Here is a 24564-nt window from a genome sequence, read left to right as displayed (position 1 = left end):
GAGATTATGAGGTCACTATGGAACAGCCAATCGCAGTTACCCGCCAGTCTTTCGATGACTGGATGGTCCCGGTTTATGCCCCTGCCGATTTTATTCTGGTGCGGGGAGAAGGATCGCAGGTGTGGGATCAGCAGGGTAAGTCTTACATCGATTTCGCCGGCGGCATCGCGGTTAACGCGTTGGGGCATGCGCACCCGGCGGTCAAGGCGGCGCTGGTGGAGCAGGCGGGCAAACTGTGGCATCTGGGCAATGGCTATACCAACGAACCGGTGTTGCGCTTGGCCAAAAAGCTGATCGACGCCACCTTCGCCGACAAGGTTTTCTTCTGTAACTCGGGCGCCGAAGCCAACGAAGCGGCGCTGAAACTGGCGCGCAAGCATGCGCACGACCAGCACGGCGCTGGTAAAGATCAGATTGTGGCGTTCAACAACGCGTTCCACGGCCGCACGCTGTTCACCGTGTCCGCCGGCGGCCAGCCAAAATATTCGCAGGACTTTGCGCCGCTACCAGGCGGCATCACCCATACGCCGTATAACGATCTGGCCGCGGCGGCCGAGCTTATCAACGATCGCACCTGCGCGGTGATCGTCGAGCCGATTCAGGGCGAGGGCGGCGTGCTGCCGGCGGAAGCCAGTTTCCTGCAGGGGCTGCGTGAGCTGTGCGATCGCCATAATGCGCTGCTGATTTTCGACGAAGTGCAGACCGGCGTCGGCCGCACCGGCCACCTGTATGCCTACATGCAGTACGGCGTGGTGCCTGATGTGCTGACCACGGCCAAAGCATTGGGCGGCGGCTTCCCGATCGGCGCCATGCTGACCACCGATGCGCTGGCGAAAACGCTGGGCGTCGGCACCCACGGCACGACCTACGGCGGCAACCCGCTGGCGACGGCGGTGGCGGGGGCAGTGTTCTCCATCATCAACACCCCGGAAGTGCTGGAAGGCGTCAAACTGCGTCACCAGTGGTTTATCGACGGGTTGAACGACATCAACCGCCAGTATCCGATCTTCGCCGAGATTCGCGGCGGCGGTTTGCTGATCGGCTGCCAATTGACGAAAGACTATGCCGGTAAAGCGAAGCAGATCACCCAGCTGGCGAACGAAGAAGGCGTTATCGCGCTGATCGCCGGCCCGGACGTGGTGCGTTTCACGCCGTCGCTGATCATCCCAGAGCAGGATGTGAAAGAGGGGCTGGCGCGATTCGCGCGCGCCGTGGCGCGCATTTGCAGCTAATCAGCGGGCTGCGCCTTCACCGGCGCAGCCTGATTCAGAAGAGGTTCGCATTATGATGATTATTCGCCCTATAGAGCGTCGCGATCTGGCGGATTTACTGACGCTTGCCGGTAAATCCGGCATCGGTCTCACTTCACTGCCGCAAAATGAAGATACCCTGTCGGCACGCATTGAGCGGGCGTTAAAAACCTGGCAAGGCGAACTTCCGCAAAGTGACCAGTGTTATTTGTTCGTGTTGGAGGACAGCGAGCGCCGGCAGGCGGTGGGTGTCTGTGCGATCGAAGTGGCCGTCGGCCTGGCGGAACCCTGGTACAGCTTCCGCGTCGGCACGCAGGTGCACGCTTCCAAACAGCTGAACGTCTATAAATCGGTGCCGACGCTGTTCCTCAGCAACGACCATACCGGCCATTCGGAGCTGTGCACGCTGTTCCTCGATCCGGATTATCGTCACGGCGAGAACGGCAAGCTGCTGTCGAAGGTGCGTTTCCTGTTTATTGCCGCGTTCCGCGAGCGTTTCTCACGGCGCCTGATCGCCGAGATGCGCGGTTTCTCCGATGAAAACGGCCGTTCGCCGTTCTGGGAGAGCGTCGGCCACCATTTCTTCTCCATCGAGTTCGCCAAGGCGGATTACCTGAGCGGCACCGGGCAAAAGGCGTTTATCGCCGAGCTGATGCCGAAACACCCGTTGTATGTCGATTTCCTGGCCGAAGACGCGCAGAAAGTGATCGGCGAAGTGCATCCGCAAACCCTGCCGGCGCGCCGCCTGCTGGAGGCGGAAGGCCTGAGCTATCAGGGCTACGTCGATATCTTCGACGGCGGCCCGACGCTGGAAGCCGAGATCGATCACATCCGCGCGGTGAAGCAGAGCCGCCTGGTGAAAGTGGTGCTGGATGACACGCCGATGCGCGCCGATGCGCCGGTGCATCTGGTGGCCAACGACAACTATCAGAACTACCGCGCACTGTTGGTCAATGCCGATCTGTATGACGACCGCCTGCATATCAACGCCGCCACCGCCGCGGCGCTGGGCGTCGAGCAGGGCAGCCCGGTGCGGGTGCTCCCCCTTATTGCACAGGAGAAAGCATGATGTCCCATCCTGCACTGTTGATTAACGGCGTCTGGCGGCAGGGCCGCGGCGCCGAATTCGGCAAGGCCGATCCGGTCGGCAACCAGCCGCTGTGGCGCGCCAACGCCGCCGATGCCGGTGACGTTGCCGCCGCCTGTGAGGCCGCGCGCGCCGCGTTCCCGGCTTGGGCACGTACGCCGTTCGAGCAGCGCGAACAGCTGGTAAAACGCTTCGCCGCCTTGCTGGAAGAACACAAGCAGTCGCTGGCGGAAACCATCAGCCGCGAGACCGGCAAACCGCGCTGGGAAACGCTGACCGAAATTCAGGCGATGATCGGCAAGGTGGGCATTTCGCTGCAGGCCTATCAGACGCGCACCGGTTTTAGCCAGACGGCGATGGCCGACGGCGCTTCGGTGCTGCGCCATCGTCCGCACGGCGTGCTGGCGGTGTTCGGGCCTTACAACTTCCCCGGCCATCTGCCGAACGGCCATATCGTGCCGGCGCTGTTGGCCGGTAACTGCGTGGTATTCAAACCGAGTGAGCTGACGCCGCTGACCGCCGAGGAGACCTTGAAATTGTGGCTGCAGGCCGGTCTGCCGGATGGGGTGATCAATCTGGTGCAAGGCGGCCGGGAAACCGGTGAAGCGCTGGCGGCCAGTGCGGATATTGACGGCCTGCTGTTCACCGGCAGCGCCGGCACCGGCTATCACCTGCATCGCCAACTGGCGGGGCAGCCGGAGAAGATCCTGGCGCTGGAGATGGGCGGCAACAACGCGCTGATCGTCGACGGCTTCGACGATCGCGATGCGGCGGTCAACCTGGCTATCCAATCGGCGTTTATCTCCGCCGGCCAACGCTGCACCTGTTCACGCCGTATTCTGGTGAAGCAGGGGGCGGAAGGCGATGCCTTTATCGAGCGTCTGGTGCAGGTGGCGGGTGAACTGCGGGTCGGCCGCTGGGATGCCGAACCGCAGCCGTTCATGGGCGGGGTGGTGTCGTCCACCGCGGCTGAAAACATGCTGAAGGCGCAGCAGCGCTTGCTGGCGCTGGGCGGCAAATCGCTGCTGAGCATGCGCCTGCTGGAGCCGGGCAGCTCGCTGCTCAGCCCGGGCATCGTCGATCTGACCGGCGTGGCCGGCGTACCGGACGAAGAGTATTTCGGTCCGTTGACCACCATCGTGCGTTACCGCGATTTCGACGAGGCGCTGCAGCTGGCCAACCGGACGCGCTACGGCCTGTCGGTGGGGCTGGTATCGCCGCAGCGCGAGCTGTTCGAGCGATTGCTGCTGGAAGCGCGCGCCGGCATCGTCAACTGGAACAAGCCGCTGACCGGGGCGTCCAGCGCGGCGCCGTTCGGTGGCGTGGGGGCCTCCGGCAACCATCGCCCAAGCGCCTTCTATGCGGCGGACTATTGCGCCTGGCCGATGGCTTCGCTGGAAAGTGAAAGCCTGTCGCTGCCGGCGACGCTCTCGCCGGGCTTGGCGTTCCGTTAATCGTCTGCGGCGGCGCGCCGGCGTCGCCGCACGCTATCCCCAGGGGATGAACATGTCAGGATATGAAGTCAATTTCGACGGTTTGGTGGGGCCGACGCACCACTATGCCGGGCTGTCGTTCGGCAACGAGGCGTCGACGCAGCATCAAAACAGCGTATCGAACCCGAAGCTGGCGGCGAAACAAGGCTTGCTGAAAATGAAGGCGTTGGCCGATCTCGGTTTCCAGCAAGGGGTATTGCCGCCGCAGGAACGTCCGCATTTGCCGATGCTGCGTCGCCTGGGCTTCAGCGGCAGCGATGAGGCGGTGCTGGCGCAGGCGATGCGTCAGTCGCCGCGGCTGCTGTCGGCGCTCAGTTCGGCGTCGTGCATGTGGACCGCCAATGCGGCCACCGTGTCGCCTTCGGCGGACAGCGCCGACGGCAAGGTGCATTTCACCGCCGCCAACCTGAATAACAAATTCCACCGCGCCATCGAAGCGGAAACCACCACCGCAGTATTGCGGGCGATGTTCAGCGACGATCGGCATTTCGCCCACCATGAGGCGCTGCCGCAGGTGGCGTTGTTCGGTGACGAAGGGGCGGCCAACCACAACCGTTTGGGCGGCGACTACGCCAGGCGCAGCGTGCAGGTGTTCGTCTACGGTCGGCAGGAGTTCGGTGGCGAAACGGCGCCGGCGCGCTATCCGGCGCGCCAGACGCGCGAAGCCGGCGAGGCGATCGCTCGCCTGCACCAGCTGGACGAGCAGCATACGGTCTTCGTGCAGCAAAACCCGGCGGTGATCGATCAGGGCGTGTTCCATAACGACGTGATTGCGGTCAGCAACCAGAACGTGCTGTTCCACCACCAGCAGGCGTTTTACCGCCAGCAACAGGCGCTGGATGAAGTGCGCCGCAAGATGGCGACGCTGGACAGCGAGCTGGTGGCGATCGAGGTGCCGACAGAGCGCGTCTCGGTGGCGGACGCGGTGGCGACCTACCTGTTCAACAGCCAAATTCTTACCAAGCCGAACGGCAAGATGATGATCGTCGTGCCGGAGGAGTCGCGTCAGCATGCCGGCGTGTGGCGTTATCTCAACGACATGATCGGCAGCGGCGGCCCGATCGATGAAATCCGCGTGTTCGATCTGCGCGAAAGCATGCGCAACGGCGGCGGCCCGGCCTGTCTGCGGCTGCGTGTGGCGCTCAACGAACAGGAACTGCGGGCGGTTAACCCGCGCGTGATGATGAACGAACGGCTGTTTGCGACGCTGAATGAGTGGGTGGATCGCCATTATCGCGATCGCCTTACGCAGGATGATCTGGCCGATCCGCTGCTGCTGCGCGAAGGGCGCGAGGCGCTGGATTCGCTGACGTCGATCCTCGGTCTCGGCTCCATCTATCCATTCCAACGCTAAGGGAGGCGGCATGATCGATCTACTGCCCCTGACGCTGGAAGGGAACGAACCTGTCGAATGGCAAGGTGAAACACCGCAGCTGCGTTGGCGCTGGCAGGGGGAAGGGGTGCTGGAGCTCACGCCGCGGCAGCCCTACCGCCAGGCGATGGTGATGTCGGCGGGCGTGCACGGCAACGAAACCGCGCCGATCGAACTGCTCAATCAGCTGGTCGGCGACTTGCTGACCGGCCGGTTGTTGCTGAGGGTGCGGCTGTTGGTGGTGCTGGGTAACCCGGCGGCGATGCGGGCCGGCAAGCGTTATCTGCACAGCGATATGAACCGCATGTTCGGCGGCCGCTACCGCAACTTCGCCGCCAGCGGCGAAACCGTGCGTGCGCAGCAGCTGGAGCGTGCGCTCGCCGCCTTTTTCGATGGGGAACAGGCGGCGCGTTTCCATTACGATTTGCACACCGCCATCCGTGAATCGCGTTTGCCACGCTTTGGCATTCTGCCTTTCCAGAAACGCCCGTACAGCGAGCCGATGTTGAAGCTGCTGGATGCGGCCGATCTGGATGCGCTGGTGGTACACAGCGCGCCGGGCGGCACTTTTAGCCATTATTCCAGCGAACATCTCAATGCGGCGAGCTGTACGCTTGAGTTGGGCAAGGCGCGGCCGTTCGGCAGCAACGATCTGCAGCAGTTCGCTGCCATCGATCTCGCTCTGCGGGTGGCGGTCAGTGAAGGGCCCCTGCCGGCGCGTGCAGCCGATGAGATTCGGGTTTTCCGCGTGATGCACTCGTTGATCAAGCACAGCGAAGATTTCAAGCTGCACCTGGGCGATGACACGGCCAACTTCACCGAACTGAAACCGGGCATGTTGCTGTGCGAGCAGCCGCAGGAGGACTATCGCGTGGGCCAGGAGGGGGCCTGGGTACTGTTCCCTAACCCCAATGTGGCGTTGGGCCTGCGCGCCGGTATGTTGTTGAACGAAGTGCCCCGCTCTACGCTGTATTGATTTATCCACGGCGGCGCCGGCAGCGCGCCGCCGTTATTCCTTTCATTATTTTTATCTGCTATTTCTCCCTATTTAAATTGCCGTAAGGCGAATTTTATTCGTTCCGGAGGTCTTCCTTTACGCGAATGAATAAAAGGTTGTGTCAGAGGGTTATCTGAAAGCCTTAATTGCCTGGCGAGTTTGTTAAGATAAAAATGTGAAATAAGTAACGTTTTTAATAACCATGCTAATTTTGTTGTTACTTTTGAATCGCGCAGAAAGCACGCAAAACGAAACTGGTGTGCACTTTTTTGGTGCATTGCACCATTTTAGTTATAAGTTATGTGATAAAATATTCTTATATTCAACGATTTGCGAAATCTCTTTGTTGTAACATCTACTTACAAATAAACATGCTTTCTCCTCGTTGTTTCATGAACTTTTTGATTTTAAGTTTTGATTCATGATGCTAATGTCACATCACCCCGTATTAGGGGAGCTCAAAAAATACCAAAAGATAAAATCACAGCCCAAATTATAAATTGGGCGTGACGGGCAGGGTTCTAATTATAATATCTAGGAAAATAAATGATGAAACGCAGTGTATTAGCCTTAGCTGTCGCCCTCGGGGCGGTCACCTCCTTCGCCAACGCGGCTGAAATCTATAATAAGGATGGCAATAAACTCGACCTGTACGGCCGCGTTGCTGCCAAACACGTTTTCAGTAAAGACAAGGATGAAGACGGGGATAAAACGTACGTTCGTCTCGGCTTTAAAGGCGAAACCCAAATCAACGATCAGTTGACCGGTTACGGCCAGTGGGAATACCAGGTTGCTTCTAACCACGACGAAGCGCAGGGCACCACCGGCACCAAAACGCGTCTGGGCTTCGCCGGCCTGAAGTTCGCCAACTATGGCTCGTTCGACTACGGCCGTAACTACGGCGTGGTGTATGATGCCGAAGCCTACACCGACATGCTGCCGGAATTCGGCGGCGACTCCTACAGCTACACCGACAACTACATGACCGCGCGCTCCAACGGCCTGGCAACCTACCGCAACCGTGACTTCTTCGGTTTGGTGGAAGGCCTGAACCTGGCGTTGCAGTACCAGGGTAAAAACGACGGTGACGGCCGCAGCGTCAGCAAGCAAAACGGCGACGGCTACGGCATGTCTCTGGACTATCAGGACATCGGCGGCAGCGGCATCGGCGTAGCGGCGGCGTTCTCTGATTCCAACCGTACCAGCGACCAGAAGGCGCTGAAGTATGGTAAAGGGGATAAGGCCACCGCCTGGACCACCGCAATCAAATATGACGCCAACCAGGTCTATCTGGCGGCCATGTATGCCGATACCCGCAACATGACGCCGATCAGCGGCAACGGCGTTTCAGGCTTCGCCAATAAAACGCAAAACTTCGAAGTTGTGGCTCAGTACCAGTTCGAAAACGGCCTGCGTCCGTCCGTGGCCTACGTACAGTCCAAAGGCAAGGACATTGAAGGGATTGGCGATGTCGATCTGGTGAAATACGTGGAAGTGGGTGCGACTTACTACTTCAACAAAAACATGTACACCTACGTCGACTACAAGATTAACCAGTTGAACGACGACAACAAACTGAAGCTGAGCACCGACGACATTGTTGCTGTCAACCTGACCTACCGCTTCTAAGTTTCCATCATTACCTTCATCCTGTGTCGGGATTGGTAATCAGGCAGGGCGCAAGCCCTGCCTTAGCTTGATGACAAAGGAGGAAAAAGCGTGGTTTTTCCTCCTTTGTGGTTATCAGCCGAAAATCAATGAATTGATTTTCCTTATTTTTAAATGTGGTCTTCGATAAACCTGCCAATGTCATCAGGTTTGTCATTAACCTCAGGCAGGGCGTAAGCCCTGCCTTCGTTTTTATCGGCAGCTCAACTTTTGGGCGCCAGCCCCACCAGTTCAATGGCAGAGCGCAGCGCGGCGAAACGTTGCTGATCCTGCTCGCGTTCTATCTCCGTGACCAGCTGTGAAAGAATATTGCTGCCGGAGACCTTTTTATGGTTTTTGATTAATTGCAACACCGCGTCGCCTAACGCCAGGCTGACGTTGCGCAGCAGTATTTCATAATGCTCGTTGGAATGAGCTGTTGCTGACATGACCTTTCTCTGTCTCTCTTCTTCGGAAGCCGCAATTTAGCAAAACAGCGGCCTAAAGCCTCGGAGGCAGACGAAGTTTCCGATGAAATCAGAAATTCCTCAGCATCGGACGGGGAAGGCGTTAAAAATCCGAGTATTCGCTGGCCGGCAACCAAAAACCGTCGATAAACTCTTCCATGGGATAACAGCCGGCGTGGCGCAGGTTCTGTTCCTTCATCACGACCAGGCATTGCGGTTCGTCGCGCAATATATCGACCACCATTTCACTGCAGCCGCCATCCAGATAACAGACAAACATCACCAATGCGTACATCGTTGCATGCCTCTTTCGTCGAACCGCTCTGTAGGCAACAGTGTAGGTAAAAAAGCGCGATTTTTCAGCACCATTGCGTGATAAATCACCATCGATACGCCGCTGAGGGCACTTTCGGAATTCTCTAACCATTTCTGACGCCGGGGCGGATGGCATATCCTTTTGACGATGCTAAGCTTAACAAGCCTTACTTCAACGCATTATTGCAACCATCAAAAGGAGTGAATATGGGCTTGTTTAACTTCGTCAAAGAAGCGGGCGAAAAACTGTGGGACACAGTCACCGGCAATGCCTCCGCCGAAGATCAAAGCGCCAAACTCAAGGAGCATCTCGATAAGAGCGGCCTGCCAGGCACCGACAAAGTCGATGTGCAGGTGGTCGATGGTAAAGCCGTAGTGACCGGCGATGCCGTCAGTCAGGAGCTGAAAGAGAAGATCCTGGTGGCGATTGGCAACGTGGCCGGCATCAGCGGCGTGGAAGACAAGGTGGCGGTGGCGCAATCCGACGCCGAGAGCCGCTTCTACACCGTGAAGAAGGGCGATACGCTGAGCGCGATTTCCAAAGAGATGTACGGCAACGCCAATCTGTACAACAAGATTTTCGAAGCCAACAAACCGATGCTGTCGAGCCCGGACAAGATCTATCCGGGGCAGGTGTTGCGTATCCCTCAATAACGTGTCGGTCTGCCATAGCCCGGTGCGTACCGGGCTTTTTTTTGCCCTCTGTAATACGCATCTCTTATTTTCTTGCGATCCCAATGCCGGTTACATCTACCCTGTGCCCCTGCTCGCTTGCCGGCAGGGGGAGTGTTGACCCTGATGGGGAAAGTTGATAGCGTCATGCCCCGGTTGAAGCCGGAACGACCAAGGCGGCAACGTTAACGTCTTATTATGAGGGGACCTTTTGCCCCGTTAAACAGCAATGCAGCAGTTGAACGAGTGAAAACCGATTTAGTGAAACAACAGCGTGACGCCTCAACGGATAAAAATTATCGAGAAACCTTGGGTGATGCGCAATTTGCGATCGTCGTGTTGGCGGTGGCGTCCTGCTCACTGATTATCTTTACGCTGGCGGTCACGCTGTGGGTGACCTGATGCGATTAACTAGGGGAGATGAAATGGAGCCTAATCTCCATGATGAAACCAAACTGCTGGCGATTATCGGCCTGTTGGTTTCCGTGCTGCTGGTGGTATCAATTCTCTTTGGCGTGACCTATTTCTCCGATCTTAGGCACGCGCACGATGATATCGACATTAAAAGCTGCTACATCAAAGCGTCCTAATCCGCGCGAACGCGCCTGAGCGCCGTTGCTCTGTGAGGTGAACTGTCCTGTGTTAAGCTGGGGAGAGTTACCTTTGGCGAATCGACGCCATTCAGGAGGTCTTTGCGATGAGTCAGTCCCGTCCTACGCTCTCTTCACCTTCACGCGAGTGCCCCGTCGTCGACGGCGTGCGCCAGATCCAACGTATTGCCGTGCGTAACGCCGAAGTAGGGGGCATTCCGATCAACCGCGCGCTGCCAACCCGTGAGCGGCGCACTGTTGGCGCCTGGTGCTTTCTCGATCACGCCGGGCCGACGGTATTCAACGGTACTTCGCCAGGCATGGATGTGGGGCCGCATCCGCACACCGGTCTGCAAACGTTCACCTGGATGATCGAGGGCGAAGTACTGCACCGCGACAGCCTCGGTAGCGAGCAAGTGATCCGTCCGGGCCAGGTCAATTTGATGACCGCGGGGCACGGCATTGCGCATACGGAACAGTCGGTGGGCGAGCAGCGGCGATTGCATGCCGCACAGTTGTGGATTGCGCTGCCGGCCGAACATGCCGACATGGCGCCGCGATTCGATCATTATCCTGACCTGCCGCAGTGGCAGAATAACGGTGTGAATCACCGTTTGCTGGTCGGGGAATTTGGCGCTTATCGTTCGCCAGTGTTTACCCTTTCGCCATTAATCGCCATTGATATGGAATGGCAGGAAGCGGCGACGGTGCAATTGCCGCTGCGCGATGACTATGAAATCGGCTTCTTGCCCCTGATGGGCGAATTCGAACTTAATGGTGAAACCTTTTCACCTGACGAGTTTGCCTATTTGGGCATGAAGAATAACTCCATTGAGTTAAATGCGCAGAAGGGCAGCCGGGGATTATTAATTGGCGGCGCGCCGTTAAACGAAGAGATCCTTATCTGGTGGAATTTCGTTGGCCATACCAAGGCTGAAATTACTCGGGCCCAGCATGATTGGGAACAAGGGACGCCGCGTTTTCCGCCGGTGAGCGGTTATTTCGGCGAGCGGATGACCGCGCCGCGCCTGCCCTGGGGCGATGTTTGATAGCGTTAGGATATAATCGCCGCGATTATTCGGTTTATTTCGCTCTAATAAGGCGAAATTACTGTGATCGCGGCTCCAGCTTTATCACAGAATAAGGTTTATCGGCAGAACAGTGATCTGGCGCATATAATGACAATGAGAAGAAGTTTAGGATAATCCTCAGGAAGTCAGGTTGTCTCCCGTTAGTCAGATGTCAGTGAGGTCATTATGAGCCAGGTACTCTATCGTGCAAGACTGTCCCATGTCGTGATTGCCACGGCGCTGTTTTGGGTCTCTGTCGCGGCATTGTTGGTCGCCGTATTAAACTAACCTCAAAAAATGACTCCTGCATAAACCCGCTTCGGCGGGTTTTTTTATCACCATTGTCTGGCAATAGAGGCTACACGCTTATACTTAATGACATCTTCAATAAGCGATAGGACAATTATGAAGCTGTTTGCCGATATTTTGCTGTTGCTCATCGCGGTGCTCCATCTTTATATCCTGGTGCTGGAAATGTTCCTGTGGCGTTCGCCGCTCGGCAGAAGGGCATTCGGTACGACGGTGGAGTTTGCTGCGGCCACGCGGGTATTGGCCGCCAATCAGGGGCTGTACAACGGTTTTCTGGCGCTGGGGCTGGCATGGGGCTATTGGCGTGAGGACATGGCGCTGCAACTGTTCTTTCTCGGGTGTGTGTTGGCGGCCGGGGTGTTTGGCGGGCTGACCGCCAGCCGCAAGATCCTGTGGGTGCAGGCGCTGCCGGCCTTGATCGCGATGCTGGCGGTATGGGGCGCGCGTTAACCCACCGGTTTACGGCGGGCGTCAGGCGGATTTTTGATGAATGACGTGCAACGGCGGATCGATGTGCAGATCGACGCTCAAATCCTGGCGGAAATCATAAGGCGTGATATTAAAACGCTTTCTGAACATGTAGGTGAAGTGGGACTGTGAGCCGAAGCCAAAGTCCAGGGCGATATCGAAGATCGACGCTTCACTGCTGCGCAGTTGGTAAACCGCGCCGGCCAGGCGGCGTTCACGAATGTATTTGCCCAGCGAAATCCCTGTCGCTTCTTTGAACAGCTTCTGCATGTGCCACAGCGAGTAGCCGGAATACTTGGCCAGCTCTTCGAGATGGATCACTCGTCCAAGGTGAGTTTCGACCCATTTGCTGAGGGCGCAGACCAATGAGAGGTGGTGTTCTTGTATCATCAGTGCGTCAGTGTGAGATCTACATAGCGGTGAAGTATACACAACTTGCCGCCGCGGACAAAAACGCCGCCGGTGACGGGGGGCAATTATTCGGAAAAACCGTTCAACCACAGCTTGTCAGTCGAAAGGAAAAACGGCTAATCTGAGACTGTCGCCGCCGCGGTGGGTGACGCGGAAAAGGCCACAGCAAGTAACCGCCAAAACAGAGTCAGCCGTAACAACTCAACGTTGATGGGGTGATCGCATGTTAATGACAGTGATTATTACTCTGGTTGTAATCGTGGGCGTCGGCGCTTTTATGGCGATGCCGGTGATGAGCATGAAAAATGCGGAAGGCGTGGGAGGTGAAGAACCGTGAGAGCAAGAGACATTGCACGCCGCTGAGCGGGGCGATCGCGAATCGGGAAAGCCTGGGTCAGAAACCCGGGCTTTTTGTTGCGTAGCCGCTCAAACGTTTTTCCGCTCGACGGTTTCCTCGCCCCAATAAAGCTGGTCGGCGGTGGTTTTGGCAAAGGCCTTCTCCAACGCTTCGTCGCTGCCTTCTTCCCAGATCTTCTGTGCCAACACTTCGTCGTTCCCTGCCAGTTCAAAAATAGCTTCGGCGATTTCCACCGAAGTTTCACGCACTGTCGCCCAGGATTTCACATTGTGATTCGCCATAACTTTCTCCTGTTGGTTGTGGCCTACGGGTGGTTTTTGCCACCGTCTGCTGCAAGTATAGGCTAATCCGCCGTGGGCTTTTGCCCGGCGGTGCGCAGAAGGGGGAAAAAGGCGGGGAGAGCGGGCAATGGTGCAGGCGGCGTGCTATTCTGTGCGGCGTTTGAATCAAGAGGAAAATTATTATGTCTGACATGCTGAGCAACGAGCAGGAACTGGCTTCCGATCTGGTCGCTTGCCAACTGGTCATCAAACAGATTCTGGACGTTATCGACGTGATTGCGCCGACCGAAGTGCGTGACAAGATGGCGGGTCAGCTCAAAAGCATCGATTTCTCTACGCATCCTGCAGGCGCCGATCCGGTGACCCGCCGCGCGATTGACAAGGCGATTGCGCTGATCGAGATGAAGTTTACCCGCAACTGAGGCGGGGCCGCCGCAAAGCGGCGGCGTCGGGCGGTGGGGGTTAATCCACCACCGTTTCGATTTTCTTGAACAGCGGGCAGTCGGCTACGCCGATGAAACCGTTGTCGCCGTTGACGTACTGGGCGATCGCCACGTTGCGTGCCGTCAAGTATTTGCACTGTAAACCCAACCCGCCAACGTTTTTGTTGCTGCCTATCAGCACACCGTAACCCGAAATCAAAAAGCCGCCGTAAATGACTGCCAACACCACTACCCACTTAATCAATCTGCTCATTGCGCTTCCTCATTATCCCTGAGGGTTCATCTAGCCATGACTGCCGCGCGACGACAAGGGTAACAGTCTGAAAACCGGGCGATAGCCAGAAATCTAAACGACAAGTTAAACTTCGTTTAACTTCGCTGTGATAACATGCGCGATAGATTACCCAGATAACAATGAGGCTGCTAAATTTGTTGCGAAAAAAAATCCTCGTGATAATGACGGCCGTCGCTGCCTGCCTGTTTTTCTACCTGTTGGCGCTGGACAGTTATTGCGACGATGGCGGAAACTTTGCGCTGGGCATCTGCTCGGTAACGCGCTTCGTGCCCTGGTAAGCAATTTTTGGCAGGGATGTTCGCACGGCCGCCGCGAGTGTTAAGATGGCGGCCTGAATGTCGCAGTAGATAGGGTTGTCCATGTACGATTTAGGTTTTGGCCAGAACGGCCTGTTGTCGCTGGCCCTCGCCGCCGTGGCGTTGCTGGTTGGGCTGTGGGTTTGGTTTCTGGTGAACCGCGCCAGCGTGCGCGCCAACGAGCAGATTCGTCTGCTGCAGGAGATTGCCGAGCAACAACGCCAACAAACGGCGCTGTTGAAACGCCTGGCGCACCGTGCACGCGCTGATGGCGGCGATGCTGCTGACGACGACGATCTCAGCCCCGCGCTGGATTTCAAAGGTTTTATCCCCGAACGTTAAGCATGATGCTCCGGCCGGCGGCAGCGCCGCCGGGGCGCCTCAGTAAAACACCATGCCCTGATACGGTTTTTCCCGGCATGCCGCCAGGCGGCTGGCCAGATCGCCGGCATGGATCTCCAACTGATGCCCATCAGGATCGAGAAAATAGAGCGATTCGCCTTCGCTGCGATTGCTTTTCCACTCCTTGACGCCGCTCTGGCGCAACCGCTCGCTGACCTGCTCAATGTGATCCGGCGCTACGCTGAAGGCATAGTGGGTGTAATCGCGCGCGCTTTGTTGCGCCCGCGCCTCATCCTGCGACAGGCATAGCCATAATGCTCCCAACGAGAGATAGGCGCCGCCTTGCCAGCGCGCGTGCGGGGTAAATCCCAACAGATGACGATAAAAATCGAAGCTGCGATCGAGATCGCTGACGGCGAGCGTCAGGTGGTTGAGGCCGGTCAACATGCATGCATTTCCTGGGCGCTGAACAGAGGGAAAAGTGTACGCAGGCGCTAAGGAAAGATAAAGGGGGCAAAGCATTAGTAGAGATAATGTGAAAACCGGCGACGCTGTCATAAAACTGTCGTACAGACATCGTAATGTAGCGCGAACCTTACGAAAGATGGATAAAGCCGATGATTAAATGGTACGAAGAAAGCGATGCCGAAGTGAACCGCAGCATCGCGCTGCTGACCGGGGAGAACCCGGACAAGTGGTATCCCTACGGTGGTGTGAAAGGTAAAGATTACTGCAAGAATCCCTCCGATGCCTGGCCGATCATTTGCGCCAACAAAATCAGTCTGAACCCCGACAACCAAAGCGATAGCCCGCAATGGCAGGCGCGCATGAGCACTCAGTGCGGTGAATGGCAGGCGGACAGCGTCAGCCCGCTGCGCGCGGCGATGATCTGCTTCCTGATGAGCCGGCAGGCTAACTGATTCGAACAATACCGGTGATTGGTAAGAGTTTCTCCTTTTTCTAATAACAGAGCTGTCGTTGGCGGAGGCTGTTTATGAAGCGCATTATCAAAGGTGATAAAAACTTGTCTCATCTGGTGATTGCCCATGCGGCGATCGATCGTCATGCCGAAAGCTTCGGCCAGCGCCGTCAGGGCTGGCCCTCGACCTACCTGATAAAATATCAAAACGATCGCGTGGCGGTGGAAGTGGTCACGCGTAGCCAATCTTATGTCGCCACGCTGATGATCGGCGCGCGCAACCTGACCAAACTGTGCGGAATGCCCGGCTAAACGCCGCCCTTATCCGCTTTCTCACGGTAAAAAAATCGCGCTCCGGCCCGCCGTCTCGGGGCGCTTCTCCTTGATGCTCACGGGGTTAAGTGTTAAAAAGCCGCCCGCAGATACATTTATTGATTGGTGAAATCTTGGCCGATAACGGCAAGGGTGTACGCCATATGAGGATAAGATGGGCGGTCAGCATCAGGACACTCCGCTAAAACGCGGTTTAAAAAACAGACACATACAGCTTATTGCCCTCGGGGGCGCCATCGGTACCGGTTTATTTCTCGGCATTGCGCAAACCATTAAAATGGCCGGCCCCGCCGTGCTGTTGGGCTACGCCATCGGCGGTTTTATCGCGTTTTTAATCATGCGCCAGCTGGGCGAAATGGTGGTGGAAGAGCCGGTCGCCGGATCTTTCAGCCACTTTGCCTACAAATATTGGGGCGATTTCGCCGGCTTCCTTTCCGGCTGGAATTACTGGGCAATGTTTATTTTGGTCGGCATGGCGGAGTTGACCGCTGTCGGCATTTACATTCAATACTGGTGGCCTGAGATCCCCACCTGGGCCTCCGCCGCGCTGTTCTTTGTGCTGATCAACCTGATTAACTTGGTAAACGTGCGCCTGTACGGCGAAACCGAGTTTTGGTTCGCCATCATCAAAGTGGTGGCGATTGTCGGCATGATCGTGTTCGGCGCCTGGCTGTTGGTCAGCGGCAGCGGCGGGCCGCAGGCCAGCATCACCAATCTGTGGCAGCAGGGCGGTTTTATGCCGCACGGTTTCTCCGGGTTGGTGATGGCGATGGCAGTGATCATGTTCTCGTTCGGCGGGCTGGAAATGGTCGGCATCACCGCGGCGGAAGCCGCCGATCCGCGTCGCAGCATTCCGAAAGCCACCAACCAGGTGGTGTACCGCATTTTGATCTTCTATATCGGTTCGCTGACCGTGCTGCTGTCGCTTTATCCGTGGGGGCAAGTGGTGGAGGGCGGTAGCCCGTTCGTACTGATCTTCCATGCGCTGAACAGCAATCTGGTGGCGACCGTGCTCAACGTGGTGGTGTTGACCGCCGCGCTGTCGGTCTACAACAGCGGCGTTTACGCCAACAGCCGCATGCTGTTCGGGCTGGCCAGCCAGGGCAATGCGCCGCAGGCGCTGACGCGCGTGAATAAACGCGGCGTGCCGGTATTGTCCATCGCGCTGTCGGCGTTGATTACCTCGATTGGCGTGCTGATCAACTACCTGATGCCCGGCAAGGCGTTTGAGTTGCTGATGGCGCTGGTGGTGTCAACGTTGGTGATCAACTGGGTGATGATTTGCCTGGCGCACCTGAAATTCCGCGCTGCCAAGAACCGTCAGGGCGTCATCCCCAGCTTTAAGGCGCTGTGGTATCCGTTCGGCAACTACCTGTGCCTGGCGTTCCTCGGCCTGATTCTGGTGATTATGTATTTCAGCGAAGGGATCCGCATTTCGGTGTTGCTGATGCCGGTGTGGATTGCGGTGTTGTGGGGCGGGTTTATGCTGACGCGCCGTAAAGGTGCCAAGCGTTAATCTGTGTGCTGCGGAGGCGTATTGCGCGCCTCCGTTTCTCTTCTCGTCAGCCGCGCGGCATAAAAGCGCGCCCCTCACTCTGGCCCCGTCCCAGCAGTTTCCGGTACAGCAGCAGCAGGGTGCTGATTACGTCGATGGCGACCACGCTGAGCATCAGCAGAGTCAGCATGAAAAACCCGAGCAGCGAACCGCCCAGCAAAACCAACGGCGCCGGTACGCGCAGACGGCGCAGCTTCATGGCGAAATACATTTTCCAGTATTGCTTCTGCGCCAGCAGCGCGCTGCGAATACGGCGCCCCAGGCCGATGCCTGATTTGCGGGATGTAGAACGACTCATAACTTCTCCTTTTCTGTATGCCCTACAAGTCAATCACAAAGATCTTAAGAGAGTCTTAACGGGCTCTTGGCGGCCCTGGCTGTCTCACCGAAGTGAGACAACAGCATGCGGCAAAAGGTCCCGCAATGCAGCGCACGACTGACGAAGTGCGAGTTTCGTCTGGTTTGTTACACTGAGAATCACGCCCTTGCAGGGGGTACAGTGCTCAGGAGAAGGGGCTGGATGAAGAGAGTCAATCGTTATTACGACGCGGCCAAGGCGCATCACACGCCGGAGGGATTTCGCAACCCGGAACCTTCGCAGCGCCAGGAGGGTGACCTGCAGCGTTGGCAGGATGAACGCAAACGGCAGGGGTTGCCCAGGCCGCCGCAGCAGGGATATGCACAATTTACCGAACGCTGGTGGCAACCCGCCGATCTCAGCGGCAGCGATGACGGCATCTGGTGGCTGGGGCATGCGTCAATGCTGCTGCGGCTGGGCGGCCGTTATATCCTGATCGATCCGGTGCTGTCCGAACGCGCATCGCCGCTGAGTTTCTACGGCCCGAAGCGCAAAACGCCTACGCCGCTGACGGTGGAGCAACTGCCGGCGGTGGATGCGGTGCTGATCTCCCATAATCATTATGACCATCTCGACAGACGCACGGTGCGGCAGCTCGCGCGGCGCTTCCCGCAGGCCGAGTTTATCGTGCCGCTCGGATTGAAGCGTTGGTTCCGCCGTTATCGGCTGAAGGTGCATGAGCTGGACTGGTGGCAAAGCCTGTCGCTGGGCGAGTTGACGGTCTACGCCACGCCGGCGCGGCACTGGAGCATGCGCACGTTGTGGGATCGCAATCGCTCGCTATGGTGCGGTTGGGTGATCCACCATCCGGCGCTGCGGTTCTATTTTTCCGGCGACAGCGGCTATTCGGCGCGGCTGGCGGAAATCGGTCAACGGCTGGGCCCGTTCGACGTGGCGGCGTTGCCCATTGGTGCCTATGCGCCGCGCTGGTTCATGCAGGAACAGCATATGGATCCGCAGCAGTCGGTGGCGCTGTATCGCGAGCTGAATCAGCCGCGGGCCATTCCCATCCACTGGGGGGTATTCGAACTGGCGGATGAATCGCTGGACGAACCGCCGCAGCAACTGAACCTGGCGCTGAGCGAGGCGGGGCTGGAACAGCATCAATTCCATCCGCTGAAGATTGGCGAGCGCATCGCGTTGCAGGACTCCCAGCAAGCGTTGTCTCTTCGCCCTGCGGTACAGAGGAAAGAATAAGATCAACGGTTTGAAAACGTGGCAGTAATTAGCAAAATTGATAAGTGCGGGGTGGGATTCAAATAACCACCCGATTTTCCGGATTTAATTCAATGCCGCACTTTCGCTATTCATAAGGTTATTCCGATTATTCAGATTCATGGTTTTCGGATTATTTAGGATGAAGCCACCGGCCAACGGGGGAGGCGTCAGGACGTTGCATGCTTATGCAGCCGTTGGTCGGCGTGTCAGCGCGGCCGCCGGCTCTCGTCACGCTCTGACGCATGCCGTGCGGTGACAGGGCTGAAGGCCGATGGTGAATGCGCTTTCCAGCGGTAAATGGTCGGAGGAGCATTGAATAAATCGGCCCCCGTTCATCGATATTCAAATGTTGCATATTACATTCCATAAAGATTCAAATTTTTTAACGCTATAAGCGACGAAAAAGCAGAAAAGTCGCAACAGGGATGCGTCAAAACGATGAAAGTTTTGTTAAAAGGCCACCAGAATGCGGGGTTTGGCGCGATGATTTTGGCAAGCAGAAAATAGCCGATGCTTCAACATCTTTTGGGCTATTTAAGCCAATGTGGCTCTCGACCGTTTCAAATATGTGCGACATGTCGTTCAGTGATTAAAAATGGCTTGCCATCGCATACAGAGTATGTGATAACGCATCTGGGTAAAACGAGGTACAGTTCTGTATATGTGTGGCATTTTCAGTAAAGAAGTTCTGAGTAAAGACGTTAGCGTTGAATACCGCTTCTCTGCCGATCCTTATCTTAGTGCCTCAAGCAGTAACGACTCTAGTTTGTCTATGTAACGCCCTCGGGCGGTTTAAACAATCCAAAGGAAATACTCAAGATGGCAAAGATCAAAGGTCAAGTTAAGTGGTTCAACGAGTCTAAAGGTTTCGGTTTCATCACCCCGGCTGACGGCAGCAAAGACGTGTTCGTACACTTCTCTGCAATCCAGGGTAACGGCTTCAAAACCCTGGCTGAAGGCCAGAACGTTGAGTTCGAAATCCAAGATGGCCAGAAAGGCCCATCTGCAGTAAACGTTACTGCTATCTAATCAGCGTCAGCTGTACAAAAAGCCCGCCTTCGAGCGGGCTTTTTCGTTTCCGTCATCCGGCGGCGATGATGATGCCGGCGTACTGGTTGCGGCCTTTGATCCCCGGATGCGTCGGGTCCTGCGCGCGCCGGTGGCTGTTGCGGCGATAGCTGGTGTATTTGAAGCGCTGTGGCCGCTGAGGATCGACGTCCGGCGTGCAGATGGTGCAACTGCCGGCGCGGTCAACGGCGGCGAAGCCGAGCGCCGCCAGCTTGTATTCGGCAATGGCGGCCAAATCCAGATGCCGGTAATGTGGGCTGATCAGCGTGGCGGGCAGCGGCAGGCGCTGTTTAAAATTTTCCACCAGCGCTTCATCGACTTCGTAGCAACATGGGCCGGCGGCAGGGCCGATAGAGGCCACCCAATCGGCGGTGTCATCGTCCTGGCGAATGCGCGCTGCCATTTGTTCCAGAATGCCGTCCAGCAACCCGCGCCAGCCGGCATGAACCGCGGCAATGGCGCCCCCGTCGCGGCGACTGAACAGCACCGGCAGACAGTCCGCCGTCAGTACGCTGAGCAGAATGCCGGGCTGGCGGGTGTAGAAGCCGTCGGCCTCGCCGCACGCCTGCGCCGGTTGCAGCACGTCGACGATACGGGTGCCGTGCACCTGCTTCTTTTCCGGTAGCGTGGCGCTGTAGGGCAGCAGATGCCCGGGCAGCAGCGCGAGTTTGCTGCCGAAGCCGTGCTGAATGTGGGGCACCGCATTGAGCAGCGCGGAACGATCGCTCATAAGTTATTTTCACCTGCGTGAGAAAACAGACTCTCAGTGTAGCCAGCTTTTTCCCCGCTTGACCAGGCGTTGTTGGCGGCGAAAGCGAGCGGGGATGCGCCTTGCATCGAGCCGACGCCTTCTTTAGACTAGCCGCGCCCTGTCTTTCTGGAAGCCCATTCATGTCTTATCAATGCCCTCTGTGTCATCAACCGCTGCATTTTTCATCACAACACTGGCGTTGCGACGGCAATCATCAGTTCGATCAAGCCAAAGAAGGCTACGTCAATCTGCTGCCGGTGCAGCACAAACGATCGAAGCAGCCGGGAGACAGCGCGGAAATGATGCAGGCACGGCGTGCATTTCTCGACGGCGGTTATTATCAGCCGCTGCAACAGCAGGTGGCCGAGTGGCTGGATTTGGCGCTGGCGGCCGATGCAGGCGCGTTGTTGGACATAGGCTGTGGGGAAGGGTATTACACCGCCGCCGTGGCCGCACGGCTGGCGCAGGCGCGCAATATGGCGGTCTATGGGCTGGACGTCGCCAAGGTAGCGATCCGCTACGCCGCCAAACGTTATCCTGCGGTCTCGTTCTGCGTCGCCTCCAGCCACCGTCTGCCGTTCGCCGACGCGGCGCTGGATGCGGTCTTGCGCATTTATGCGCCTTGCAAGGCAGAGGAGCTGGCGCGGGTGGTGAAGCCGGGCGGTGTGGTGGTGACGGTTTCGCCGGGCCCGCGTCATCTGTACCAGCTGAAAGAGCAGGTCTACCAGCAGGTGCAGCTGCATGCCGAGCAGGACGAACAGTTCGACGGTTTCGAGTGCGAGCGTAAAGAGGCGTTGGCCTATACGATGACCCTGCCGGGCGCGCAGGCCGCCAACCTGCTGCAGATGACACCGTTCGCCTGGCGTGCTACGCCGGAGGTGCAGCAGCGGCTGGCGGATGGCGCCGAGTTCGTGTGCGAGACGGATTTCGTCCTGGCGTTGTACCGACGTCACGCCTAAGGGACCTTGAACTCAAAAACAAAAAAACCTGCCGCGGCAGGTTTTTTTGCAGAGTCATCGCCTCAGGCCAGGTAGCCGAGGTGCTCCAGCAGAATGTTGACGCCGATACCGATCAGCACCACGCCGCCGAGGATCTCGGCGCGTTTGCCCAGCAGCGGGCCGATAAAGCGGCCAATCATCATGCCCAGCGTTGCCATGATCATGGTGGCGCAGCCGATGGCCATGGCGGTATGCACGATATTCACCTGCAGGAAGGCCAGGCCGACGCCGATAGCCATAGCGTCGAGGCTGGTGGCGATAGCGGTGGCCACCAAGATCCAGAAGCCGTGGCGTTTGACCTTCTCTTCCTCATCGGGCCTGTTGCGCACCCCTTCGACGATCATGCGCATGCCGAGAATGAACAGCAGGGAGAAGGCGACCCAGTGGTCCCATTCCATGATGTATTGGCTGGCGAACAGACCGATGGCCCAACCGATGAGCGGGGTGATCGCTTCGACCACGCCGAAGATCAGGCCGGTGCGGATCGCTTCGCGGAAACGGGGTTGATGCAGGCTGGCACCTTTGCCGATCGAAGCGGCGAAAGCATCCATGGACATGCCAAAAGCGAGAATGAGTGTTGCTGAAAGGTTCATGTGAAATAGCCTCGGCCGGGTGGCTCCATATACACGTAACCCACCCCCAACCAAACGACGGAGTTACGTGTCTATGGTCTCGCCAACCTTACCTGGCTGCCCGCACCACGTTTCATACGGCGAAACGAGTATGTTGATACGGGCGTTTCTGGCGTTTTATTCTCCAGAAACCGGCTACTCCCCAATGACGGCGCAACCATACCATATTATTTCCGCCACCGACAACTTTATTCTAGAGTCATGTTCGCTCTTAATTGAGACTCGTTTTCATTAATCTAATTTCATGCGGGAATATAATGTAGACGTGGGTAACAATGTTGCGGAAATAATAGTCAGAGTAAAAATGGCGCTGCCGATTAATTATCCACAAGCAGCGCAAGGTTTGAGCGAAAGTAAAATGAGCTTTTCTTTATCTATTGATTATCAATGAAAAAGTGGTAAATCTTCTCCAGGTCATCCAGGTGCGTCACCTGAACCAACAGCCGGCGCTGTTCCAGGTCGACGGCCAGAATGCCATCCTCCGATAAATTCATGGCTTTAATGCGGTTATATTCGACAAACACGTTCGCGAAGAAAAAACCCTGTGCTTTAAACACCATCTTGGGGGCGCGAATATAAGAGATATAGATCGCGAGCAGCGCCAAAGAAATAAGCAAATAGGTGGTTAATACCGCACCGTTGGTGGTGACGTTGCGGTAAATCAGAATGGCGATCAGGCCGACGAAAATCAGGCTATCGAGGCGATGACGGCGTTTGAGCGCCACTTTCAGCCGCGTTTTACCTTTCAGCAGGTCCATGCCGAATTCGTCGTACAGCGAATACAGCAACAGCAGGGCGATAAACAGCATCAGTACGGCGTCGGTCAGTGACATCTTTTGCTCCACACATAAAAAAGCCGGGGGTTGCCCCCCGGCCGATTCGAACGATTACAGGCCCAGCAGGCCAATCCAATAGCCAAAGATACCGATGACGAAGAAGCCAATGATGATCCACAGCGCATTGACTTTTTTGCGCAGCAGCCACATACAGGCGAAGGTCAGCAGCAGTGGCACCAGGCCCGGCATCAGCTGGTCGAGGATGGTCTGCACCGTGGTGACGTTGGTATGCCCGGTCTGGTCGGTGATCTTGGACACCACCAGCGGGATATTCACGTGCGTCCACTTGTTGACCAAGGCGCCCATAACAAACAGGCCGAGAATAGACGCCCCTTCCGTCAGTTTTTGCAGGAAGCCGCCGCCCATGTCGTTGACGATATCCACCCCTTTACGGTAACCGTAGGCCACGCCGTAGTAGCGGGTCAGCAGGCGCACCAGGTTGAACAGCACGAAGAACAGGATCGGCCCGAGCAGGCTGCCACTCATGGCGATACCGGCGCCGAGCGCGGCGAACACCGGCCGCACGGTGCCCCAGAAAATCGGGTCACCGACGCCCGCCAATGGCCCCATCAGACCGACCTTGATGCCGTTGATCGCACCGTCGTCGATCGGCGCGCCGTTGGCGCGTTGCTCTTCCATCGCCATGGTCACGCCGAGCACCGGCGCCGCCACGTAAGGGTGGGTGTTGAAGAACTCGAGGTGGCGCTTGATCGCCTGTTTGCGATCGTCATTGTTTTCCGGATACAGGCGACGGATCACCGGTACCATCGAGAAGCAAAAACCCAGCGCCTGCATGCGCTCGAAGTTCCACGACCCCTGGAACAGGTTGGAGCGCAGGAATACGCCGCGAATATCGGCCGGCGTGAGTTTCTTTTGAGCAGTTGTATCAACCATTTCTCTCACCTATTCCTAGTCGAGTTCGTTATCAAGATCGTTTGCATTAGCCGGGCCGGCCTGGACAACCTGAGACTTGTTGTATTTCGGGCTGAGCTGGATATACAGCACGGCCATCACCACGCCGATGACGCCGAGCGCCACCAGATTGAAGTTGGTGAAGGCGGCGGTCACGAAACCAAGGTAGAAGAACGGCATCAGGTAGCCGGCGCGCATCATGTTAATCACCATCGCGTAACCGACCACCACGATCATGCCGCCGGCGATGTTCAGGCCGCTGGTGACCACTTCCGGGATCGAGTTGAGCAGGGCGTGTACCCCGGCGGTGCCAACCGAGATGGCGACGATGACCGCCGGAATGGCGATACGCATCGCCTGCAGCAGCAGGGCGCCGATGTGGATCCAGGTGATGGCCCGCAGGCTGCCGCGCTCCGCCGCGCTGTCCGCCGCGTGCTGGAAGGCCACGGTGAGGGTACGTACGATGATGGTCAACACCTGGCCGGCCGCCGCCAGCGGAATGGCCAGGGCGATACCGGCGCCGACGCTTTGCCCGCCGGCGATGACCAGAATGGTCGAGATGATGGACGCCAGGGCGGCATCCGGCGCGACAGCCGCACCGATGTTCATCCAGCCCAGGGCGATCATTTCCAGCGTACCGCCGATAATGATGCCGGTTTTCATATCGCCGAGAATGAAGCCGATCAGGGTACAGGCGACCAGCGGACGGTGGAACTGAAACTCGTCGAGGACGGAACCCATCCCGGCGATACAGGCAACGATAAATATCAGCACAATCTGAAGAGTGGTGATCTCCATTGCACTTCTCCTATGACCAAAAA

The 24564-nt window shown here is 57.3% G+C and carries 33 protein-coding genes and 1 riboswitch; of the genes, 21 read left to right on the top strand and 12 right to left on the bottom strand.

The window, feature by feature from the left end; genetic code table 11:
* Window positions 1-17 precede the first annotated feature (17 nt).
* The 6 genes from ACJ8HT_RS08160 (at window position 18) to ompC (ending at window position 7828) form a co-directional block, all read left to right on the top strand.
* Window positions 18-1232, top strand: a complete 1215-nt coding sequence (locus ACJ8HT_RS08160; RefSeq protein ID WP_194571718.1) for an aspartate aminotransferase family protein — start codon at window positions 18-20, stop codon at window positions 1230-1232.
* A gap of 52 nt (window positions 1233-1284) precedes the next feature.
* A complete protein-coding gene (astA, locus tag ACJ8HT_RS08155) occupies window positions 1285-2319 on the top strand; it encodes an arginine N-succinyltransferase (RefSeq protein ID WP_038877029.1) in 1035 nt (344 codons plus the stop codon).
* Window positions 2319-3791, top strand: a complete 1473-nt coding sequence (astD, locus tag ACJ8HT_RS08150; RefSeq protein ID WP_197652982.1) for a succinylglutamate-semialdehyde dehydrogenase — start codon at window positions 2319-2321, stop codon at window positions 3789-3791. Before astA ends, astD begins: the two co-directional genes overlap by 1 nt.
* A gap of 52 nt (window positions 3792-3843) precedes the next feature.
* Window positions 3844-5184 carry an N-succinylarginine dihydrolase gene (astB, locus tag ACJ8HT_RS08145; protein WP_197652970.1) on the top strand — a complete coding sequence of 447 codons (1341 nt, stop codon included), beginning with the start codon at window positions 3844-3846 and terminating at the stop codon, window positions 5182-5184.
* 10 nt (window positions 5185-5194) lie between these two features.
* On the top strand, window positions 5195-6178 hold the full coding sequence (gene astE, locus ACJ8HT_RS08140; protein WP_197652969.1) for a succinylglutamate desuccinylase: 984 nt from the start codon (window positions 5195-5197) through the stop codon (window positions 6176-6178).
* A gap of 567 nt (window positions 6179-6745) precedes the next feature.
* The gene (ompC, locus tag ACJ8HT_RS08135) at window positions 6746-7828 is read left to right on the top strand and encodes a porin OmpC (protein ID WP_350429807.1); all 1083 of its coding nucleotides are present in this window, start codon (window positions 6746-6748) and stop codon (window positions 7826-7828) included.
* A 242-nt stretch (window positions 7829-8070) separates the two neighbouring features.
* Here the strand turns inward: ompC and ACJ8HT_RS08130 are convergent, their stop codons facing one another.
* On the bottom strand, window positions 8071-8295 hold the full coding sequence (locus tag ACJ8HT_RS08130) for a biofilm development regulator YmgB/AriR family protein (RefSeq protein ID WP_194572643.1): 225 nt from the start codon (window positions 8293-8295) through the stop codon (window positions 8071-8073).
* A gap of 121 nt (window positions 8296-8416) precedes the next feature.
* The gene (locus ACJ8HT_RS08125; protein WP_049202096.1) at window positions 8417-8608 is read right to left on the bottom strand and encodes a YebW family protein; all 192 of its coding nucleotides are present in this window, start codon (window positions 8606-8608) and stop codon (window positions 8417-8419) included.
* A 227-nt stretch (window positions 8609-8835) separates the two neighbouring features.
* Between ACJ8HT_RS08125 and lysM the strand changes: the two genes are divergently transcribed.
* The 5 genes from lysM to ACJ8HT_RS08100 all read left to right on the top strand — a co-directional run bounded on the left by lysM (window position 8836) and on the right by ACJ8HT_RS08100 (window position 11719).
* A complete protein-coding gene (gene lysM, locus ACJ8HT_RS08120) occupies window positions 8836-9282 on the top strand; it encodes a peptidoglycan-binding protein LysM (RefSeq protein WP_016927389.1) in 447 nt (148 codons plus the stop codon).
* Between the two features lie 264 nt (window positions 9283-9546).
* Complete coding sequence (locus ACJ8HT_RS08115) at window positions 9547-9702, top strand: hypothetical protein (RefSeq protein WP_162838238.1); 156 nt, start codon at window positions 9547-9549, stop codon at window positions 9700-9702.
* Between the two features lie 23 nt (window positions 9703-9725).
* Window positions 9726-9890 (top strand): hypothetical protein, encoded by a 165-nt coding sequence (locus tag ACJ8HT_RS08110; RefSeq protein ID WP_162837923.1) that lies wholly within the window; start codon window positions 9726-9728, stop codon window positions 9888-9890.
* A 107-nt stretch (window positions 9891-9997) separates the two neighbouring features.
* Window positions 9998-10939 (top strand): pirin family protein, encoded by a 942-nt coding sequence (locus ACJ8HT_RS08105; protein ID WP_197652968.1) that lies wholly within the window; start codon window positions 9998-10000, stop codon window positions 10937-10939.
* Window positions 10940-11371: 432 nt separating this feature from the next.
* Window positions 11372-11719 carry a DUF1304 domain-containing protein gene (locus tag ACJ8HT_RS08100; protein WP_244664471.1) on the top strand — a complete coding sequence of 116 codons (348 nt, stop codon included), beginning with the start codon at window positions 11372-11374 and terminating at the stop codon, window positions 11717-11719.
* Window positions 11720-11740: 21 nt separating this feature from the next.
* Here ACJ8HT_RS08100 and ACJ8HT_RS08095 read toward each other — a convergent pair whose 3' ends face one another.
* Complete coding sequence (locus ACJ8HT_RS08095) at window positions 11741-12127, bottom strand: helix-turn-helix domain-containing protein (RefSeq protein WP_197652966.1); 387 nt, start codon at window positions 12125-12127, stop codon at window positions 11741-11743.
* A 447-nt stretch (window positions 12128-12574) separates the two neighbouring features.
* A complete protein-coding gene (locus ACJ8HT_RS08090) occupies window positions 12575-12787 on the bottom strand; it encodes a YccJ family protein (protein WP_004927694.1) in 213 nt (70 codons plus the stop codon).
* Window positions 12788-12969: 182 nt separating this feature from the next.
* On the opposite strand from ACJ8HT_RS08090, the gene ACJ8HT_RS08085 reads away from it, so the two are divergent.
* Window positions 12970-13209, top strand: coding sequence for a DUF2766 family protein (locus ACJ8HT_RS08085; protein WP_004927692.1), 240 nt, complete (start codon window positions 12970-12972; stop codon window positions 13207-13209).
* Between the two features lie 40 nt (window positions 13210-13249).
* On the opposite strand, the gene ACJ8HT_RS08080 is transcribed toward ACJ8HT_RS08085, so the two are convergent.
* Window positions 13250-13483, bottom strand: a complete 234-nt coding sequence (locus ACJ8HT_RS08080) for a YobH family protein (RefSeq protein WP_049202099.1) — start codon at window positions 13481-13483, stop codon at window positions 13250-13252.
* Between the two features lie 161 nt (window positions 13484-13644).
* Here ACJ8HT_RS08080 and ACJ8HT_RS08075 point away from each other — a divergent pair, with 161 nt between their 5' ends.
* Together ACJ8HT_RS08075 and ACJ8HT_RS08070 are read left to right on the top strand one after the other, a co-directional pair.
* The gene (locus ACJ8HT_RS08075) at window positions 13645-13803 is read left to right on the top strand and encodes a PhoP/PhoQ regulator MgrB (RefSeq protein ID WP_004927688.1); all 159 of its coding nucleotides are present in this window, start codon (window positions 13645-13647) and stop codon (window positions 13801-13803) included.
* A gap of 81 nt (window positions 13804-13884) precedes the next feature.
* Window positions 13885-14163 carry a YebO family protein gene (locus ACJ8HT_RS08070; protein ID WP_060423990.1) on the top strand — a complete coding sequence of 93 codons (279 nt, stop codon included), beginning with the start codon at window positions 13885-13887 and terminating at the stop codon, window positions 14161-14163.
* 39 nt (window positions 14164-14202) lie between these two features.
* Here the strand turns inward: ACJ8HT_RS08070 and fos are convergent, their stop codons facing one another.
* The gene (gene fos / locus ACJ8HT_RS08065) at window positions 14203-14610 is read right to left on the bottom strand and encodes a fosfomycin resistance glutathione transferase (protein ID WP_194572649.1); all 408 of its coding nucleotides are present in this window, start codon (window positions 14608-14610) and stop codon (window positions 14203-14205) included.
* A 170-nt stretch (window positions 14611-14780) separates the two neighbouring features.
* Here fos and ACJ8HT_RS08060 point away from each other — a divergent pair, with 170 nt between their 5' ends.
* From ACJ8HT_RS08060 to ACJ8HT_RS08050, 3 genes are all read left to right on the top strand, one after another.
* A complete protein-coding gene (locus ACJ8HT_RS08060) occupies window positions 14781-15083 on the top strand; it encodes a phage protein NinX family protein (RefSeq protein WP_197652965.1) in 303 nt (100 codons plus the stop codon).
* A 74-nt stretch (window positions 15084-15157) separates the two neighbouring features.
* Complete coding sequence (locus tag ACJ8HT_RS08055; RefSeq protein WP_004927680.1) at window positions 15158-15394, top strand: DUF4060 family protein; 237 nt, start codon at window positions 15158-15160, stop codon at window positions 15392-15394.
* A 175-nt stretch (window positions 15395-15569) separates the two neighbouring features.
* The gene (locus ACJ8HT_RS08050) at window positions 15570-16931 is read left to right on the top strand and encodes an amino acid permease (protein WP_049271648.1); all 1362 of its coding nucleotides are present in this window, start codon (window positions 15570-15572) and stop codon (window positions 16929-16931) included.
* Window positions 16932-16977: 46 nt separating this feature from the next.
* On the opposite strand, the gene ACJ8HT_RS08045 is transcribed toward ACJ8HT_RS08050, so the two are convergent.
* On the bottom strand, window positions 16978-17268 hold the full coding sequence (locus tag ACJ8HT_RS08045) for a hypothetical protein (protein WP_197652964.1): 291 nt from the start codon (window positions 17266-17268) through the stop codon (window positions 16978-16980).
* Window positions 17269-17490: 222 nt separating this feature from the next.
* On the opposite strand from ACJ8HT_RS08045, the gene ACJ8HT_RS08040 reads away from it, so the two are divergent.
* The 3 genes from ACJ8HT_RS08040 to cspE all read left to right on the top strand — a co-directional run bounded on the left by ACJ8HT_RS08040 (window position 17491) and on the right by cspE (window position 19575).
* Complete coding sequence (locus ACJ8HT_RS08040) at window positions 17491-18525, top strand: MBL fold metallo-hydrolase (RefSeq protein ID WP_197652963.1); 1035 nt, start codon at window positions 17491-17493, stop codon at window positions 18523-18525.
* 682 nt (window positions 18526-19207) lie between these two features.
* On the top strand, window positions 19208-19324 hold the full coding sequence (locus ACJ8HT_RS08035; RefSeq protein WP_002211058.1) for a DUF2627 domain-containing protein: 117 nt from the start codon (window positions 19208-19210) through the stop codon (window positions 19322-19324).
* Between the two features lie 41 nt (window positions 19325-19365).
* Window positions 19366-19575 carry a transcription antiterminator/RNA stability regulator CspE gene (gene cspE / locus ACJ8HT_RS08030; RefSeq protein ID WP_002221949.1) on the top strand — a complete coding sequence of 70 codons (210 nt, stop codon included), beginning with the start codon at window positions 19366-19368 and terminating at the stop codon, window positions 19573-19575.
* Window positions 19576-19627: 52 nt separating this feature from the next.
* Here cspE and pgeF read toward each other — a convergent pair whose 3' ends face one another.
* Window positions 19628-20344 carry a peptidoglycan editing factor PgeF gene (pgeF, locus tag ACJ8HT_RS08025; RefSeq protein ID WP_049202106.1) on the bottom strand — a complete coding sequence of 239 codons (717 nt, stop codon included), beginning with the start codon at window positions 20342-20344 and terminating at the stop codon, window positions 19628-19630.
* Window positions 20345-20505: 161 nt separating this feature from the next.
* Here pgeF and rlmA point away from each other — a divergent pair, with 161 nt between their 5' ends.
* A complete protein-coding gene (gene rlmA, locus ACJ8HT_RS08020; RefSeq protein WP_100395668.1) occupies window positions 20506-21324 on the top strand; it encodes a 23S rRNA (guanine(745)-N(1))-methyltransferase in 819 nt (272 codons plus the stop codon).
* 62 nt (window positions 21325-21386) lie between these two features.
* Here the strand turns inward: rlmA and mntP are convergent, their stop codons facing one another.
* The 4 genes from mntP to ACJ8HT_RS08000 form a co-directional block, all read right to left on the bottom strand.
* On the bottom strand, window positions 21387-21956 hold the full coding sequence (gene mntP / locus ACJ8HT_RS08015) for a manganese efflux pump MntP (RefSeq protein WP_004927615.1): 570 nt from the start codon (window positions 21954-21956) through the stop codon (window positions 21387-21389).
* 11 nt (window positions 21957-21967) lie between these two features.
* A riboswitch (yybP-ykoY riboswitch) is annotated at window positions 21968-22151 on the bottom strand.
* A 218-nt stretch (window positions 22152-22369) separates the two neighbouring features.
* Complete coding sequence (locus ACJ8HT_RS08010; protein ID WP_100395669.1) at window positions 22370-22828, bottom strand: DUF986 family protein; 459 nt, start codon at window positions 22826-22828, stop codon at window positions 22370-22372.
* A gap of 54 nt (window positions 22829-22882) precedes the next feature.
* A complete protein-coding gene (locus tag ACJ8HT_RS08005; RefSeq protein WP_033634889.1) occupies window positions 22883-23725 on the bottom strand; it encodes a PTS mannose transporter subunit IID in 843 nt (280 codons plus the stop codon).
* Between the two features lie 15 nt (window positions 23726-23740).
* A complete protein-coding gene (locus ACJ8HT_RS08000) occupies window positions 23741-24541 on the bottom strand; it encodes a PTS mannose/fructose/sorbose transporter subunit IIC (RefSeq protein ID WP_033634888.1) in 801 nt (266 codons plus the stop codon).
* Between the last annotated feature and the right edge of the window lie 23 nt (window positions 24542-24564).

The organism is Serratia sp. CY44782 (assembly GCF_052168715.1).
GTDB lineage: Bacteria > Pseudomonadota > Gammaproteobacteria > Enterobacterales > Enterobacteriaceae > Serratia > Serratia nevei.
This window is presented reverse-complemented; position numbering and strand designations above follow the sequence as displayed.